Raw genomic sequence first — 17,365 nt, 5'->3', positions numbered from 1 at the left:
ATGTTTTTCCATCGAGTCCCAGCCATAGTCCAAAGACTTTATCCCAATCGAACTTGGAATAATAAAGATGCGGAAGGTAAAGTTTACCTGACTTTTGATGATGGACCGGTTCCGGGAGTGACGGAATTTGCTCTTGATCAACTTGCCAAACATGGAATGAAAGCGACCTTTTTTATGGTAGGCGACAATGTTCGGAAATATCCGGAATTGGCTAAAGAGGTAATTGCAGCCGGTCATCAATTTGGAAATCATACTTATCATCACTTGAAGGGGTGGAGAACCAAGCTGGAGTATTATTTTGATAATTTTCAAAAGTGCGAGGAAATTTTCGAGCAAGTGATAGGTCAAAAATCAAGGTTGTTTCGTCCACCATATGGACTGATGACAGGTCGTCAAATGAGGAAAATCTCGGAAAGCCATCAAATAATCATGTGGAATGTGCTTTCCGGTGATTATGATCCAACCCTCAAATCTGACAAAATCTTGGAAAACATAAAGAAATTGACGGATTCAGGGGCGATCATACTTTTTCATGATCAGAAAAAAACCGCTGAAGTTTTACCAAAATTACTTCCTCAGTATTTGGATTTTGTCCAGCAAAGTGGCTTTGAAACAGCACTCTTATGATCATCGTTTTATCGGTATCTGTTGGGATTCTTTTGATTTTCCAATTTGCATTTATCCTTATAAGGGTAAATTATTTTTGGAAAGATCATCAGTCTGATCTGCCATCAGATTTGCCGTTTGTTTCCGTATTAATCGCTGCTCGAAACGAGGAGATTCAATTGCCCATGCTCCTTGAATCTCTTGAGAAGCTGGAATATCCGGATGAAAAAATTACGTTTTTGTTTGCGAATGACCAAAGTACAGATAAGACTGAAAAGCTTCTGGAAGATTGGTGTGGAAAAAAAAGCAATCGTAAATTCATCACAATTTCCGATTCTGAAATCAGGAAATATCATCCAAATGGGAAAGCAAATGCCTTGGCGATTCTAGGAGATTTTGCTAAAGGTGATTTTTTATTTTTCACCGATGCAGATTGCGAAGTCAACCCTGCTTGGATTAAGACAGGAATAGCTGCATTTGGTCCAAAAATTGGCTTGGTAATCGGGATTACTCAAGTTTCAGGAACAGATTTTTTTGGAAGATTTCAAACCTTGGACTGGTTGAATACTTTAGGTCTGGTTAAAGTAGCTTCTGACTTAGGCCTTCGGACGACTGGTTTGGGAAACAATATGGTGATTGAGAAATCGGCTTACCTCCAATCCGGAGGTTTCAAGAATTTACCAGCTTCACTTACGGAGGATTTAGAAATTTCTAAATCTATTGCAAATGCGGGTTATAAAATTTCGCATCAAATCAACCCTGGAATGTTGACAAAGACCAAGCAGGAAGATTCCATCAAATCATTGCTTCAACAGCGGAAACGATGGTTTAGCGGAGTAATTACCCTTCCTTTTTTCTGGTTGATTTTGCTTTCACTCCAGTTCTTTTATTTGCCGGCAGTAATGATTCTGGTCGTTCATAATGTGGCATTCGGCCTAGGTGTTTTTTTGATGAAAACCCTTCTCCAAGGAGTTTTTCTAAGGGAGGTTTCAACTAGAGCGGGGATGAAATTGAAGTGGAACTATTTGATTGGATTCGATTTTTACTTCTTTTTAATAAATGCCCTAACGATTCTTTATTACTTTTGGCCTTCCAAAATCCGCTGGAAATCCAGAGACTATTCATGAATTTAATTGATACCCACGCACATATTTACTCTTCTAAGTTTGATTCTGACCGGGACGAGGTGATTAAGGAAATCCAAGACTCAGGGATCGAGCGGATTTATATGCCTAATGTCGATGTAGAAACAATCGAGGCAATGCTGGCTTGCGAAACCAAGTATCCAGGGTTATGTATTCCAATGATGGGCCTTCATCCTTGTGATGTGAAGGAAGATTTCAGATCTCAATTAAGAATCATGAAAGATTGGTTGGACAAAAGACCTTTTTCAGCAGTAGGAGAAATTGGACTGGACTTGTACTGGGATAAGACTTTTTTTGAGCAGCAAAAAGAAGCTTTGAAGATACAGATCGAATGGGCTAAGGAAAAACAACTACCGATCGTTTTGCATTGTAGAGAATCCATGGATGAGACCATTGCAATTGTGAAGGAAAATCATGATGGAGCTTTGAGAGGGATTTTCCATTGTTTTAATGGGAATGTTTCCCAAGCTAAACAAATCATAGAAATGGGATTTCTCCTTGGAATCGGTGGAGTAGCAACCTATAAAAATGGCGGTTTGGATCAGGTTATTCCTGAAATAGGACTTGATCATTTGGTTTTGGAGACAGATGCTCCATATTTGGCTCCAGTTCCCTTTAGAGGGAAAAGGAATTCCCCCGCTTATTTGCCTTATATCGCAGAGAAAATTGGTGACTATTTACAAGTTTCTAAAGAAATTGTAGCAGCAAAGACCAAAGAGAATGCATTGAATCTATTTAAAGAGTTCAGCTTATGAATTATAAAATAGTAAGATTAAACACTTCCCTAAGGACGAGTAAGACTTCTTCTGTCCTGATAATCTATACTGGCGGTACTTTGGGGATGGCCTACGATGATTCAGGAGCTTTAGTGCCTTTCAACTTCGGACAGATCCTGGAGAAGATTCCAATTCTTTCAAATATGAATATTGCTATTACGGTGATTTCATTTCCTGAACCGATTGATTCGTCCAATGTATCTATGAAGCATTGGAGTGACATGGCATATATTATTTATGAAAATTACGACAGTTACGACGGGTTTGTAGTCTTACATGGTACAGATACAATGGCATATTCTGCGTCGATGCTCAGTTATATGCTACAGGGGCTCAACAAACCTGTGATCTTTACCGGAGCGCAACTTCCGATTTCAGCGATGCGGTCTGATGCTCGTGAGAACCTGATGACTTCTTTGGAAATTGCTACGGCTAAGATTAATGATGAGCCAATTGTACCGGAGGTATGTATTTTCTTCAATCATATGCTTTTGCGTGGCAATCGAGCTAAAAAAGTGCAAAGTGTTCACTTTGATGCTTTTGAGTCTGAAAATTATCCGCCATTAGCCGAATCGGGAATCGTAATTGATTACCATACGGCAGCGATTCGCCCTTTGGAATCAAACAAGAAACTTGTCAACCGAAGTAAATTGGATAATAATGTGATGGTTCTAAAGCTTTTCCCAGGAATCACGGATAAGATTATGGATGCCTGCTTCGCGATCGAAGGTTTGAAAGGAGTAGTGTTAGAAACCTATGGCTCGGGAAATAGTCCAAGCGAAAAGTGGTTTATGCAATCGCTGGAACGTGCAATCAAAAAAGGAATAATCATCCTGAATGTATCCCAATGTAATGGAGGCCGTGTGATTCAAGGTCGATACGAAACCAGTAAAGAGCTTTTGAGTGTAGGGGTGATTAGTGGTGCAGATATGACTACTGAGGCTGCGATCACAAAATTGATGTTTTTGTTTGGTCAGGAAAAAACGTTGGAGGATGTGAAGTCTAAACTGATGATTCCATTAGCTGGAGAGATTACCGCTTAGGTAATCTGAAATCATAGTTTGTCGCCCCGATTTCTTAGACTTTAAAAGCTTTTGAGCAAAGCTTATTCTAATTATGAAATTGCTTTTCTGATTGATTTTTTGTGAATATTTAATTGGCAGTACAAGCAGTGTTTCGTTTCGAGAAAATGATTAGTTTTAAATTACTTTATACTCGGCCAGCTTCTGCATGAAATTTAGGCCAGCTCCACTCGCTACACTTTTAATAGGAATAGCTTCAATCTTTTTTTCCTGCCAAGTGAAAGAACAGATTGAGGAATTTGAGGAAACAAAAATAATCTTAAAAGAATCTCTTTTCAGATTTACCGTTAACCATCCGGATCAGTTGATTTCCAGCGAGTCAAGCACTGATTTGTCATGGGATTGGCAAACCCGAAATCTGTTAATTCAAGCATTTGTGCTCAATTCTTTTAACCCAATAATTGTAAAGCGGGACATTTTCGCGCCTTGGTATACTCAGGGTAACGCACTTAACATCATTGATCCAAAGATCAGTTCTGAGGATGGTTACAAGTTGGTTATGCGGAATTTTGGTTCCCCGGAGAATGGTGTCTGGAGACCCTATTTCGGATTACTGAATACTAAAACAAACCTGCTTCGCATTTTTATTCATAATTCACAATCTCAGCCTGGTCATTATGTAGAAGCTAAGCTTATCCTGATTGATAATCAGAATAACCAATCAAAAAGGTATGATTCGAAACCAGCTCGAATAACTCAATTTGAATCCTGGTTCAATTTGGAATTTCAGCTAGAACCCAATCAGCTCAGGGCACCCTTCGAGGAAGTCAAGTTTTTGATAGAATGTGAAGGAATTCGAGAAACTGTAATTGACTGAAGCTAAAATTAATGGGGAAGTTTTTTAATAAAATAGTGAGATTGGGTAAAAGTAACTGATAGATTCCTCGGTTTTTTTTAGATATAGTTTGTAGGAAGGTCTATTTATTCATTTCTTTGCACTCCGATTCGGAAACGAGTTAGAAAAATCAACACAGAGAGGTGTCCGAGTGGTTGAAGGAGCACGCCTGGAAAGTGTGTATACCCGTGAGGGTATCGAGGGTTCGAATCCCTTCCTCTCTGCGAAAAGCCAATTTCAGAAATGAAATTGGCTTTTTTATTTGACTTTTAAGAGCACCAATACATACTTTTCCTCTTTGAGCTTTTCTCTGTTTTTACCAAAGAACTCATGAATATTTCCTTCCGAAATCTCCACCTGCTGATCGTTGAAAGTATCCACATAATCATTGAAAAATTGTCTGGAGTCAATCTGATACACCATTTGAGTCGGGGTTTGAGTCCAGGTTCTCATTTTAATCAGACTTCCATCAATATCATTTTCTAATTCGTCTATATTAAAAGTTGGATTAAACTTTTTGTCTAAAAAAATCCAATAACTCTTTTTGAGTGAATGACTGACGGTGATGAAAAACTTCTTATCAAAGGCAAAGAAACTATTAATGGAACGGATGATTGGGCTATTTTTCAGGTATTCTTGCGCTTCTCGAGGTTTTTCTATAAAGTTGAGTCGTAATTCTTCAGGATAATTGTGGCGCCCAAAATCAAAATTGATAGTGTTCAAATGGAATCCAGTGCTATCAAATTCTTGAATAGCATACGAGTACCATTCCTTAAAATAAATTTTTCCTGTTGAAGCATCCTTAATAAAACCAACTGGAGAGGCAAAGGAATAGAATCCTTCATGTCCTGGAAGAATAGAGACATATCCTATAGTGTCATTTTTAAAAATTCTGAAAAACGTTTTCTGATCATTTCCATCACCATCTTGGATATGGCTAATTCTAAATTCTTCACCAAAGTGAAAATCATCAGCAATCGACACTTTTTCTTCTGAAATAAACTCACCATTCATTGTGAACTTGAGTATTGCCAACCTATGTCTCACATACACATATAAAATGGAGTCCTGTAGAAAAGCCCGTCTATAAATCTAAACTCTCCCGGGCCATCACCGTAATTTTGAATGATTCTCTCAACCTTTCCTTCCCAATCAAAAATAAAAATACTCGCATTTTCTCTGCTTTCCACAAAAAAGCGGTCTTGTGAAAAGGCCATCTTATATGGAAAAACAATAGGCTTTTCATCAGAATAATCCAATAGAACATAATCTATGCGCTCAAAAAAGTCTGAAAGTTTGGCAGAACTACTCTTCGAAAGGTCTATTTCAACAGTAGTGTTATTTAAAGATTCAGGAGCTTCACTACAGGAGAACAAAGCAGGAATACTCAGAAATAATAGAGCTAATAAATGCCAGCGATCTAAAGATAAAATCATTTAATAAACTTATAAACTGTTGAAAAATCTTAAGAACGTAGTGTTTAATTTTATTTAATCCAAGATTGGAATAATTTTTAATAACTCAAATACCGCTAAAACCCGTGATTGATAGGGCTTTTGGAACTGGATTTTTTGCCATTTAAAAAAAGGTTAAGATTCAGTGTGGAATTTATTTTTGTTTCTGCGAAAAAATAAGAACCTTACCGACGAATTTGGAGCTCTTAGCCTTTTTCAGATTTAATTTAAATTTAGTCCGTTCGTGTAAAAACTCGCTTCATCACGATTTAAATGGATCATTTTTAAAAAAAATCTGTTGAGGGGAATTGTTTTTTGAAATTAAAAAATGATAACTTTAAGACTCGATTTTAGTGTAGAAACCATTTAACCTTTATCTAAAAGTCTATTTAAAATTCAAATTATGAGAAAGTTAATCGCTTTGTTCATGCTTGCAGGAATCCTATTTGTACCTGCTTTCGCTAACGCACAAGAAGCAGCAGCTGATTCAGCAGCTCAAGAAGAAACCACCCCTGTAGTAGAGGAACCTGCTGCAACTCCCGTGATTGTCGACGATGAAATCGTGGCAGAGGAGCAAAGCTTCCACCAAGTAGTTAAAGAGAAGTTTATTGAGGGAGATCCTCTTTATATGACTCCTGTATTGATCTGTTTGATTTTGGGTCTTGCAGTTGCATTAGAGAGAATCATCACATTGAACCTTTCTACTACTAACACTAAAAAATTATTGGCTAAAGTTGAAGACGCACTTACTTCTGGTGGTGTTGAAGCTGCAAAAGATGTGACTAAAAACACTAAAGGTCCAGTTGCTTCTATCTTTACTCAAGGATTGATGAGATATTCAGAAGGAATCGAAATGGTAGAGAAATCTATTATTGCTTACGGTTCTGTTGAAATGGGTAGATTAGAGAAAGGTCTAGTATGGATCTCCTTATTCATCTCTCTTGCTCCAATGTTGGGTTTCATGGGTACTGTAATCGGTATGATTGGTGCATTCGACTCTATTGAAGCAGCAGGTGACATCTCTCCTTCATTGGTGGCTGGTGGTATTAAAATCGCCCTTTTGACTACTGTGGCAGGTTTGATCGTTGCGATCATTCTTCAGTTGTTCTACAACTACCTTGTATCTAAAATCGATTCTTTGGTGAATGATATGGAAGATGCTTCCATCTCTTTGGTTGACGTTTTGGTAAAGCACAAGTTGACTGGCAAATAAGCCTTCAAAACTTGCAGATTTTCAAATTATTCAATTAACATCAAAGAAGCTACATTATGGATACTTATGACATCTTATTATACGGGAGCTACTTACTAATTCTAATCGGTGCAATTGTGGCAGTTGTTATGCCTCTAATAAATTCTTTGGATAATCCAAAGAGCTTGCTGAAAACGGTTGTTGGTATTGTAGGTGTCGGAGTGTTGTTTTTCATCGCTTACTCAATTTCAAGCAATGAAGTACTTCCGAAATTCGAAGCTGATCCTTTCAATTTGACTCCGGAAGGATCTCAATTAGTAGGGGGAATGCTGATTACTACTTATGTTCTTTCGCTTGTCACGATAGGAAGTATATTTGTGACTGAGGTAACAAAAGCTATAAAATAATATGGGCGCTAGAAAGAAAAATAGACCAAGTCAAGAGGTCAATGCAGGTTCAATGGCAGATATCGCCTTCTTGCTCCTGATCTTCTTTCTTGTCACTACAACAATCGCTTCGGATAAGGGTATCTTGAATATCTTACCCCCGAAACTTGATCCTAATGTTCCGCCACCAGATATCAAGGTGAATGAACGGAATATATTTACTATACTGATCAATGCTAACGATCAACTTCTAGTAGAAGGTGAATATGCAGATACCGAAGGGTTAGATATGAAGGTTAAAGAGTTTATCTTAAACTTTGGAAATCCTACAGATGAAGAGGCAGTCCAGTTGTTTAATACTTTGCCACCTTCATTGAAGGCTTTGTCTAGAAGATTACCTGAATCATCTGACGACCCGGGAGAAGCTGTTGTTTCGATCAAGACAAACAGAGGTACATCCTACGAGACTTACCTTGAAGTTTTTGATTTAGTGAAAAAAGCCTATTTCGATATCTATGCTGCTAGAGTAAATCTAGACACAGATGAGTACAGGGCTTTGACTGGAAAAGATGATGCTGAAGTTAGTCTTCAAGATCGAGGAAAAGAAGGAATCCCAATGGCGATTTCAATTGCAGAACCAGATAAACTAGGAGGGAATTAATATGTCAAAGTTTAAGAAAAAGCCCAAGTCCGAACCAGGAATCTCTACTGCTTCTTTACCTGATATTGTTTTCATGCTTTTGTTTTTCTTCATGGTTACCACTGTGTTGAGAGAGCAAGAAATATTGGTTGAGCAGAAAATTCCATCAGCTACGCAACTTCAAAAACTTCAAAAGAAGACGTTGATTTCTTATATTTTCATTGGAAAGCCTAAGAATACTTCTCTTTTTGGAGTTGAACCAAGAGTGCAAGCTAACGATGCCTTACTTGAACCTTCAGGAATTAGACAGTGGGTGAATCAGGAAAGAGACATGCTCCCAGAAGCAGATCGAGGTTTGATTACTATCTCAATAAAGGCTGATAGAGACGTTAAAATGGGTCCGATTTCTGATGTTCAATATGAACTGAGGGAAGCAGATGCTCGTAGGGTTCTCTATGCTGCTATTGGAAAAGTAGTGAAAGACTAATTAGAAATAATATTTATATTTAAAGCTATCCCAATTAAAGGGATAGCTTTTTTTATTTTAAGTAAATGCAAATAGCCTCCATTAGAACTAAAAAGGTCCAAAATGCTTGGGCGATGTATGATTGGGCAAATTCGGTATACAGTTTAGTTATAACTTCTACTATTTTTCCAGTCTACTATAATAGTGTCACCAAAGGTATTAACGATTCCGGGATCGTAGATTTCTTTGGATTTAGCATGATAAATACTGTTCTCTATTCTTACTCTATCTCTTTTTCTTTTTTAATTATAGCTTTAATCTCACCTATACTTTCAGGGATAGCTGATGCTAGTGGAAAAAAACTTCAATTCATGAAGTTTTTCGCGTATTTGGGTTCATTGGCCTGTATTGGATTATTCTTTTTTGATGGTAATAATCTTGAATTTGGAATTATATGTAGTGTTCTTGCTAGTATTGGCTATGCTGGAAGTATTGTGTTTTATAATGCCTATTTACCAGAAATATCTGATCAAAATGAATATGACCATCTCAGTGCAAAAGGTTTTGCTCTTGGTTATATAGGGAGTGTGATTTTATTGATTTTTAATTTGTTGATGATTACGTTTCCGGAATGGTTTGGTCTTTCAGATGAAAGTTTTGCGCCAAGATTTTCTTTCCTTATTACAGGGATTTGGTGGGCTGGATTTTCTCAGATTCCTTTTAAATTATTACCTAAAAATCTTTTTAATAAACAAATAAAAAGAGAGTTTTTGGTAAAAGGTTATTATGAAATTAGAAAAGTATTCAACGAAATAAAGCAGATCAAAGTAATGTCCCGTTTTCTTGCATCTTTTTTCTTTTATTCAATGGGTGTGCAAACTGTAATGTACCTCGCCGCTACTTTTGGAGATAAAGAACTTGGGCTTCCTGGTGATCAATTGATAATAACCATTCTTATTATCCAGATTGTAGCAATATTTGGCAGCTTTCTTTTTGCCTACGTATCTAAAAAATTGGGGAATAAAATAAGTTTAGTAATCATGGTTTTTATTTGGACTGGAATCTGTGGTGCCGCTTATTACGTTTACACAGTATATGAATTTTTTGCTTTAGCTTTTGTGGTGGGTTTGGTAATGGGTGGAATTCAGGCTATTTCTAGGTCTACTTTTACTAAGTTGATTCCAAAAGAAACCACAGATCATGCTTCGTATTTTAGTTTTTATGATGTCACTGAAAAGATCGCAATAGTGTTAGGGACTTTTTCGTATGGCTTTATTGAACAGATTACAGGAAATATGAGAAATAGTGCTGTATCTCTTGGTATTTTCTTTATGGTGGGATTAGGCTTTTTGTTGCTGGTAAGTATTCCTAAAAAAGGTTTAGAAATCCAAAATGAAATGTGATGCAAGAAATCTATTCTGGAAATCAGGTTAAAATTCTTGATGCAGAATATCTGCAGAGGACAAATATTAGTAGTCATCTTTTAATGGAACGTGCTGCTCAATCGTTTGTGGATTGGTTTTTAGAACAAAAATACGAGCGGACTTTGATACTTTATGTAGCAATTGGAAGTGGAAATAACGGTGGTGATGGGCTAGCAATTGCTCGACTTTTAAGAAAAAAGGGATATGAATTAAAATTAATCAGACTATTTGAATCGGTTACTGATCTGAGTATTGATGCTAAAATCAATTTTGATTTAATATCAAATGAAGTAGAGATATATGATTGGAAGAATTTTTTGTTTCAATCCAAAGGCATTTTAATTGATGCATTTCTTGGTGTTGGTTTAAAGGGTGATTTGAGGGAATCTGCAATAGAAAAGATTGACTTTCTAAACCGGTTCGAAGGGGAGATAATAAGTATCGATATGCCATCAGGGTTATTTTCTGATGAGCAAAGTTCTTTTGGTGCCGTAAGAGCCTCAATAACAGTGACTTTTCAATTTCCCAAACTGGCGCTTTTAGTGCCTGACTATGCCGAATTTTGTGGGAAATTAGTTGTTCTTGATATTGGGATTAATAAAGCAGCTAACTCCAAGTTGACTTCAGATAAATATTTTCTTCAAGAAAATGATTTGATGGGGCTTCATAAAAAGTTTAACCGCTTCAGTTACAAAGGAGACTTTGGAAAATGTTTAGTCATTGGAGGAAGTCCGGGAAAAATGGGAGCACTGTATTTAGCCTGCAAAAGTGCTTTGCGTACTGGGGCAGGGCTTGTAACCTGTTTTTTAGAGGAGTCAGAGCGATCTATAATACAAGAAAGTATACCTGAAGCGATGTGTACTTGGGGTTCTCTTCCGGAGTTTGATCAATTTGATGCCATTGCTATTGGTCCAGGTTGGGGAACTGATACCCGAATGCCCATATTTGAGAGTGTGTTGAAATCAAGCAAAAATCCGCTGGTTTTGGATGCAGATGCGTTGAATTTATTGGCGCAAAAACCCTCTTTAATTAAAAGTTTGCCAAAAAACTCTATTCTTACTCCACATTTGGGTGAGTTTAAAAGATTAGTAGGTGATTCTACCAATCACTTTGAGCGAATAAAACTAGCACAGGATTTTGCTGTAAACAATGAAGTAATTTTAGTTTTGAAGGGTGCTAATACGGTAATCAGTTTGCCCGATGGAAGACAAATATTTAACTCCTCCGGGACCTATTATATGGCGACTGCTGGGGCAGGGGATGTATTGACTGGTATGATTGTAGCCTTTCTTGGAATGGGATATCTACCTGAGAAGGCCGCTTTATGTGCTGTGTACCAACATGGACTAGCTGGAGAAATTGCCTCCAAAACCAAGCGGAGAGGATTGATCGCTTCAGATATTATCGATAAGATTCCAGAAACATACTTGCGTTTAAATATTTCCTGAATTTCCGAACCAATAGAAACTATCCGTATTCTGTTGGGGTTCCTGATCTAGTTACTTTTCCAAATGAAAGAAGAAAAGCTTTTGCTCTGGACCCTTGCGGCCATAAACTTCATCCATATTGTAGATTTTATGATTCTGATGCCATTAGGGCCTCAACTCATGAGAATCTTTGATATTTCTCCTAGGGAGTTTGGCTTATTGGTTTCCTCCTACACCTTTAGTGCTGGGATTTCAAGTTTTTTTGGAGCTTTCTTTTTAGATCGATTTGATCGAAAAAAGATTTTACTTTGGGTATATGTCGGTTTTGCCATAGCTACACTAGGGTGCGCGCTTTCGCCAAGCTACTCAATTTTGCTGTTGGCAAGAATTCTTTCTGGTCTATTTGGAGGGCTGACTTCAGCCTTGATATTGGCAATCATTGGTGATGTGATTCCAGACACTCGAAGAGGTAGAGCAATGGGCTTGGTAATGGCGGCATTCTCAGTTGCATCAGTTTTGGGAGTTCCTATGGGCTTGTTTCTTGCAAGTTTATCTGATTGGCATATGCCTTTCTACATTTTAACAGGATTGTCTATTTTAAGCCTTGGGATGATAATACGATACATTCCAAATATAAATGAGCATTTAAAAAATGATATCGTCAGACCAAATCCGATGGTAGTGATTAGAAGAGTTACTGGTAATCAAAATCAAATGCGTGCGATTACACTTTCAGTAATGATGATGTTTGGGCAATTTATGATAATACCATTCTTAAGTCCCTATACTGTCGCAAATGTAGGGTTCTCAGAAATGCAGCTTACCTACATATATATGGCAGGTGGGGCTTTCACAATTTTCACTTCTCCTTGGGTGGGTAAGCTTTCGGATAAGTATGGTAAACTTCGAATTTTTACCATATTCATGATTTTGAATGTGATCCCGATAGCGATTATTACTAATCTTGGAGTTACACCAATTCCTTTTGTTTTGATGGTATCAACCATGTTTTTTGTGACTTCAAATGGAAGATATGTACCCGCTGCAGCTATCATTACCGGTACTTCCAAGCCGGAAAATAGAGGTAGTTTCTTGAGTTTTAATTCCGCAATTCAGCAATTGGCAACTGGGCTGGCTTCGTTGATCGCTGGGATTATTATTGGTGAGAACGCTGCAGGAGAACTGACCAATTACAACATTGTAGGTTATATCGCTATTGGTTTTAGCTTGCTCTGTATTCCTATTGCTAGAAGAGTGAAGATTGTGAGTTGATCTTTTGAATCTCTAAATTTGATTTTTAAGAATAATTTGACAACTTCATAATTGTTGAATCAGCCAAAGTTCATGAAATTAGATGATGGCTCTTGTATGAGCTGCGGAAGTGACTTCCAAGGAGCATTTTGCCATAATTGTGGTGAAAAGCGAATTGCTTTAGCAGATAAAAGGGTCATCCACTTTTTGGAGGAGGCATTTTCCTCGGTTTTTGTCGCAGATGGAAAGTTTTTCAAAACCATCAAAATACTAGTCACTGATCCGGGAGAGTTAACCAGAAGTTTTGTCTTAGGAGTCAGGAAAAAATACCTCTCTCCACTTCAACTATTCTTTTTTGCCAACCTGATCTATTTTATTTTCCCTTTGATTTCGACTTTTAACACTTCTTTGGATGTTCAAATGAACAGACTTCCATACAGTGATTCAATCCGGCCGGTAGTGGAGAATTATCTTCAGAAAAATGAAATGTCCTTGGACTCTTTTACTTCTGAATTTGAAAAAATATCGTCATCTAATGGAAAACTATTATTAATAGTCTTGGTAGTCCTTCAAGGTTTTTTTCTAAAAACCCTTTTTTGGAAAAGACAAAAGTTGTTTTTGATTGATTTCCTGGCGGGTTCATCTTATTTCTATGGCTTTTATATCCTGTTTATTCTAGTTCTTTTACCGGCGAGTTTTATTTTGGTAATGAATCTATTTGGAATATCGGGTAGTACGCAAATCAATGAACTCAGCCTTACAATAATCTTTTTATTGGTGATTGTAACTTATATGTTCTTTTTGATTCGGAAAGCATATGATGTAAGTAATTTAGGGAGTCTTTGGAGGAGTGTTTTAGTAACGATTTTTATCGTTCCTAGTTTTATTGTTTATAGATACATCTTGTTCTGGGTGACTTTTTGGATGCTCTCTTAAAAAAAATACTCGACTATTAAGTCGGGCATCTCTTAAAACTCTGCGTTTCCAGGAGTCCTTGGGAACGCTATTACATCGCGAATATTTCCCATTCCTGTGACAAATTGAACCATTCGCTCGAAGCCTAGTCCAAATCCTGCGTGAGGTGTAGCCCCAAATCTTCTGGTATCCAGATACCACCACATTTCTTCTTGTGGAATATTCATCTCCTCCATACGCTTTGTTAAAACATCTAGTCTTTCCTCTCGCTGAGACCCTCCGACGATTTCACCTATACCTGGGAAAAGGATATCCATGGCTGCTACTGTTTTCCCATCCTCATTTTGGCGCATGTAGAAGGATTTGATATCCTTAGGATAGTCAGTCAAGATTACTGGCTTTTTGAAGTGCTTCTCCACTAAGAAGCGCTCATGTTCAGATTGTAAATCAGCCCCCCAAGAATCGATTAGGTACTGGAACTTCTTTTTCTTATTCGGATTGGAATTTCTCAAAATATCGATCGCCTCGGTATAAGTAATTCTCACAAAGTCATTCTCCGAGACAAACTTTAATTTCTCAATCAAAGACATTTCCGAACGTTGATCCGCAGGCTTATTTTTTTCCTCCTCAGTCAATCTATTTTCCAGGAATTGAAGATCATCCTGGCAGTTTTCCAAAGCGTAATTAATGACATATTTTAAAAAATCTTCAGCTAAATCCGCATTGTCCTCCGCATCGTAGAAAGCCATCTCGGGTTCAATCATCCAAAATTCTGCAAGGTGTCTTGTTGTATTGGAGTTTTCTGCACGGAAAGTAGGACCAAAAGTATAAATCTCGGCAAGTGCCATAGCGGCAAGTTCACCTTCTAACTGCCCTGAAACGGTCAAGTTTGTCTCTCTTTCAAAGAAATCTTGCTTAAAGTCGATTTTCCCTTCTGTGTTTTTAGGGGGATTCATCAAGTCTAGGGTTGTTACTTTAAAAGTTTCTCCGGCCCCTTCAGCATCTGAAGCCGTTATTATTGGCGTGTGGATGTAGAAGAATCCTTTATCATTGAAATATTTATTGACTGCAAAGGCCAAAGCATGCCTAATCCTAAAAACGGCGCTAAAAGTACTCGTACGCATCCTTAGATGAGCAATTTCCCGAAGAAATTCCAGCGAATGTTTTTTTGGTTGCAGTGGATATTTCTCTGGATCTGCTTCACCAAGCACCTCAATTGATTCGGCATTCAACTCCGAGCTTTGTCCTGAGCCTTGAGATGCCACCACTTTTCCTGTAACTTTTAGGCAGGCTCCAGTACTGCATTTTTTTAATATTTCTTCTGAAATTACAGTTGGATCTGCGACTATCTGGTAGTTGGTGATCGTCGAGCCGTCATTAAGTGCGATAAATGAAACGTTTTTATTTCCTCGTTTGGTTCTTACCCACCCCATTAAAGTGACCTCTGAGTCAATAGGAGCCTGTTCAAGGATATTTTTGATTTTTATACGTTTGTTGAATGCCATGTGGTGGTTTTTTTACGGATGTGGAATCTCCGATGTTTTTTTGTGGATTGCAAAAAAACGATTAAATCAGCTTTTTATCAAAAAATTGATCGTTTTTCCTAACTTTGAATTATTGGCTTTTTCACTTGGAAAAGCCTTTTTTGAACCCAAATAGCAGGTTTAATCCAATTCTGAATGCAAAAGCTAAATCTTAGCCAATCACTTTCTCAAAAGCTTTCCCCACAGCAAATCCAATTTATCAAATTGTTGCAGGTGCCGACGGCTGAGCTCGATACTCGAATCGAAGAAGAACTCGAGATTAATCCAGCTTTGGAAGAAGGCAAAAGCGAAGATTCTGAGAGTTCTGAAGACGAATTTGATGATAATTTCGAAGAAGATTTTTCTTCTGATGACCGCGATGTCAATATCGATGACTACTTAGATGATGAATATGGTGGGTACAAAATGCAAGGAGATGGAAATTACAGTCCTGATGATGAGGATCGTGAAATCCCGATTTCCAGCCAATCTTCTTTGCATGAGCAACTATTGTCACAACTTAGTTTTCTAAGATTAGATGAGCGTCAGCGTATTATTGGGAGACAACTTATCGGCAGTATCGAAAATGATGGCTATATCCGAAGGGACTTGGAGGCCATTATCAATGACTTAGCGTTCAGTCAAAATATTGAAACGGACTTTGATGAGGTGGAAGAGATCCTGAGGAAAGTGCAAAACTTTGATCCAGCTGGGATAGCCGCTCGGAATTTACAAGAATGTCTAATCATTCAATTAGAACGAAAAGAGCACCCTGATGATCCCACTGTACAGCATGCATTGATGATAATTCAAGATTGCTTTGATGAGTTTACAAAAAAACACTATTCCAAGATTCAAAAGAAATGTGATCTGTCGGAGGATGAAATTAAAGAGGCAGTGAATTTAATAACAAGATTAAATCCAAAACCAGGAGGCGTCGCTGAAGGACTGGTGAGAACTCAATATGTGATTCCTGATTTTATTTTGAATCAAGTGGGTGGAAAGTTTGAGATAAGCCTCAACTCCAAAAATGCTCCAGAGCTTCGGATTTCTCGCTCTTATTCAGAGATGTTTGATGCGTATGATAAGAGTGACAAAAAAGATAAAAAACTTAAAGAAACGGTCACTTTTGTTAAGCAAAAACTAGACGCTGCTAAATGGTTTATTGATGCGATTAAGCAACGTCAAAACACTCTCCTTCGAACAATGGAGGCAATTCTAAAGTATCAAAAAGAATTTTTTATAGATGGTGATGAGACAAACCTTAGACCTATGATCTTGAAGGATATTGCTGAAAGGATCGATATGGATATCTCTACAGTATCTAGAGTAGCCAATAGTAAATCTATTCAAACAGAATTTGGTGTTTATCCTTTGAAATACTTTTTCTCAGAAGGGATTGCTACAGATAGCGGAGAGGATGTCAGTAATAGAGAAGTAAAATCTGTCTTACAAACTATGGTGAATGAGGAAGACAAGAAACGGCCACTTTCAGACGATAAGTTGGTCAAAATGTTAAATAAAAGGGGGTATAATATTGCGAGGAGGACTGTGGCGAAATATCGAGAGCAACTTCAGATCCCAGTAGCAAGGCTAAGAAAAGAACTGTAGTGCAGCGAATACTTTCTTTAATTATTTCAGTTGTCTTTCAACCGCTTGTTATCCCAACTTTGGTATTTGGGTTAATCTTTTTTGTGGTACCTGAATCTACCAGTTTGCCTATGGAGTTTAAGACAAGAATCTTTTACCTGATTGCACTTTCTACTTTTGCAATACCAATGATTACTATTTTCGGCTTAAGGCTAAGTGGGACATTGAAAAGTCTTCATATGGAAACTATTCAAGATCGAGTCATTCCATTTTCCATCACTTCAGTTTATTACTTGCTAACCCTCTATTTTTTGTATGATAAGACTGAACTTGATCCTATTCTTTGGCAGGTGCTCGGAATCATTACTTCCACAATCTTGGTTCTGACTGTAGTGACATTTTTCTGGAAAATGTCTGCTCATATGACTGGGATGGGAGGGCTTTTAGCAGTGGTTTTGGTATTGGGGTTCAAGTTTCCAACATTTAAAGTCCTTTATCCTTTATTGCTAACAATTATGCTGACTGGTGTAGTTGGTAGTTCGAGAATGTATTTATCAGCGCACAGGCCGGTAGAAGTTTATGTTGGTTTAATCTTTGGATTTTTGGTTTGCTTTTTAGGTTTTTCGTATTTGTGGGCATAAAAAAAACCGGAC

Annotated in this window: 18 protein-coding genes and 1 tRNA gene; 16 read left to right on the top strand and 3 right to left on the bottom strand. The window is 37.5% G+C overall.

Annotation, left to right across the window (positions count from 1 at the left end; all coding sequences use genetic code 11):
- From BVC88_RS09925 to BVC88_RS09900, 6 genes are all read left to right on the top strand, one after another.
- A complete protein-coding gene (locus BVC88_RS09925) occupies positions 1 to 627 on the top strand; it encodes a polysaccharide deacetylase family protein (protein WP_075350520.1) in 627 nt (208 codons plus the stop codon).
- Positions 624 to 1,733 (top strand): glycosyltransferase, encoded by a 1,110-nt coding sequence (locus tag BVC88_RS09920; RefSeq protein WP_075350519.1) that lies wholly within the window; start codon positions 624 to 626, stop codon positions 1,731 to 1,733. Before BVC88_RS09925 ends, BVC88_RS09920 begins: the two co-directional genes overlap by 4 nt.
- Positions 1,730 to 2,506 carry a TatD family hydrolase gene (locus BVC88_RS09915; RefSeq protein ID WP_075350518.1) on the top strand — a complete coding sequence of 259 codons (777 nt, stop codon included), beginning with the start codon at positions 1,730 to 1,732 and terminating at the stop codon, positions 2,504 to 2,506. The genes BVC88_RS09920 and BVC88_RS09915 overlap by 4 nt, the downstream gene beginning before the upstream one ends.
- Entirely contained in the window at positions 2,503 to 3,570 is a 1,068-nt protein-coding gene (locus BVC88_RS09910) for an asparaginase (protein ID WP_075350517.1), read from the top strand. Before BVC88_RS09915 ends, BVC88_RS09910 begins: the two co-directional genes overlap by 4 nt.
- Before the next feature lie 187 nt (positions 3,571 to 3,757).
- Positions 3,758 to 4,426 carry a hypothetical protein gene (locus tag BVC88_RS09905; RefSeq protein WP_075350516.1) on the top strand — a complete coding sequence of 223 codons (669 nt, stop codon included), beginning with the start codon at positions 3,758 to 3,760 and terminating at the stop codon, positions 4,424 to 4,426.
- Positions 4,427 to 4,581: 155 nt separating this feature from the next.
- A tRNA-Ser gene (locus BVC88_RS09900) sits at positions 4,582 to 4,668 on the top strand.
- 34 nt (positions 4,669 to 4,702) lie between these two features.
- On the opposite strand, the gene BVC88_RS09895 is transcribed toward BVC88_RS09900, so the two are convergent.
- Together BVC88_RS09895 and BVC88_RS09890 are read right to left on the bottom strand one after the other, a co-directional pair.
- Positions 4,703 to 5,479, bottom strand: coding sequence for a hypothetical protein (locus BVC88_RS09895; RefSeq protein WP_075350515.1), 777 nt, complete (start codon positions 5,477 to 5,479; stop codon positions 4,703 to 4,705).
- An 8-nt stretch (positions 5,480 to 5,487) separates the two neighbouring features.
- On the bottom strand, positions 5,488 to 5,880 hold the full coding sequence (locus BVC88_RS09890) for a 6-bladed beta-propeller (protein WP_075350514.1): 393 nt from the start codon (positions 5,878 to 5,880) through the stop codon (positions 5,488 to 5,490).
- A gap of 421 nt (positions 5,881 to 6,301) precedes the next feature.
- On the opposite strand from BVC88_RS09890, the gene BVC88_RS09885 reads away from it, so the two are divergent.
- From BVC88_RS09885 to BVC88_RS09850, 8 genes are all read left to right on the top strand, one after another.
- Entirely contained in the window at positions 6,302 to 7,111 is an 810-nt protein-coding gene (locus BVC88_RS09885) for a MotA/TolQ/ExbB proton channel family protein (RefSeq protein ID WP_075350513.1), read from the top strand.
- Between the two features lie 56 nt (positions 7,112 to 7,167).
- Positions 7,168 to 7,497: a hypothetical protein gene (locus BVC88_RS09880; RefSeq protein WP_075350512.1), complete on the top strand. Its 330-nt coding sequence runs from the start codon at positions 7,168 to 7,170 to the stop codon at positions 7,495 to 7,497.
- Between the two features lies 1 nt (position 7,498).
- Positions 7,499 to 8,137 carry an ExbD/TolR family protein gene (locus BVC88_RS09875; RefSeq protein ID WP_075350511.1) on the top strand — a complete coding sequence of 213 codons (639 nt, stop codon included), beginning with the start codon at positions 7,499 to 7,501 and terminating at the stop codon, positions 8,135 to 8,137.
- 1 nt (position 8,138) lies between these two features.
- The gene (locus tag BVC88_RS09870; RefSeq protein WP_075350510.1) at positions 8,139 to 8,603 is read left to right on the top strand and encodes an ExbD/TolR family protein; all 465 of its coding nucleotides are present in this window, start codon (positions 8,139 to 8,141) and stop codon (positions 8,601 to 8,603) included.
- 65 nt (positions 8,604 to 8,668) lie between these two features.
- Positions 8,669 to 9,985, top strand: a complete 1,317-nt coding sequence (locus BVC88_RS09865) for an MFS transporter (protein ID WP_075350509.1) — start codon at positions 8,669 to 8,671, stop codon at positions 9,983 to 9,985.
- The gene (locus tag BVC88_RS09860) at positions 9,985 to 11,454 is read left to right on the top strand and encodes a bifunctional ADP-dependent NAD(P)H-hydrate dehydratase/NAD(P)H-hydrate epimerase (protein WP_075350508.1); all 1,470 of its coding nucleotides are present in this window, start codon (positions 9,985 to 9,987) and stop codon (positions 11,452 to 11,454) included. The genes BVC88_RS09865 and BVC88_RS09860 overlap by 1 nt, the downstream gene beginning before the upstream one ends.
- A 63-nt stretch (positions 11,455 to 11,517) precedes the next feature.
- Entirely contained in the window at positions 11,518 to 12,705 is a 1,188-nt protein-coding gene (locus BVC88_RS09855) for an MFS transporter (protein ID WP_075350507.1), read from the top strand.
- Between the two features lie 72 nt (positions 12,706 to 12,777).
- Positions 12,778 to 13,620 (top strand): DUF3667 domain-containing protein, encoded by an 843-nt coding sequence (locus tag BVC88_RS09850; RefSeq protein WP_075350506.1) that lies wholly within the window; start codon positions 12,778 to 12,780, stop codon positions 13,618 to 13,620.
- 32 nt (positions 13,621 to 13,652) lie between these two features.
- Here the strand turns inward: BVC88_RS09850 and asnS are convergent, their stop codons facing one another.
- Positions 13,653 to 15,104: an asparagine--tRNA ligase gene (gene asnS / locus BVC88_RS09845; protein WP_075350505.1), complete on the bottom strand. Its 1,452-nt coding sequence runs from the start codon at positions 15,102 to 15,104 to the stop codon at positions 13,653 to 13,655.
- A gap of 174 nt (positions 15,105 to 15,278) precedes the next feature.
- Between asnS and rpoN the strand changes: the two genes are divergently transcribed.
- Positions 15,279 to 16,733 (top strand): RNA polymerase factor sigma-54, encoded by a 1,455-nt coding sequence (gene rpoN / locus BVC88_RS09840; RefSeq protein WP_075350504.1) that lies wholly within the window; start codon positions 15,279 to 15,281, stop codon positions 16,731 to 16,733.
- Positions 16,733 to 17,353, top strand: coding sequence for a phosphatase PAP2 family protein (locus BVC88_RS09835; protein ID WP_075350503.1), 621 nt, complete (start codon positions 16,733 to 16,735; stop codon positions 17,351 to 17,353). The genes rpoN and BVC88_RS09835 overlap by 1 nt, the downstream gene beginning before the upstream one ends.
- Positions 17,354 to 17,365 lie beyond the last annotated feature (12 nt).

This window comes from Algoriphagus marinus (genome assembly GCF_001936475.1).
Lineage (GTDB): Bacteria > Bacteroidota > Bacteroidia > Cytophagales > Cyclobacteriaceae > Algoriphagus > Algoriphagus marinus.
This window is presented reverse-complemented; position numbering and strand designations above follow the sequence as displayed.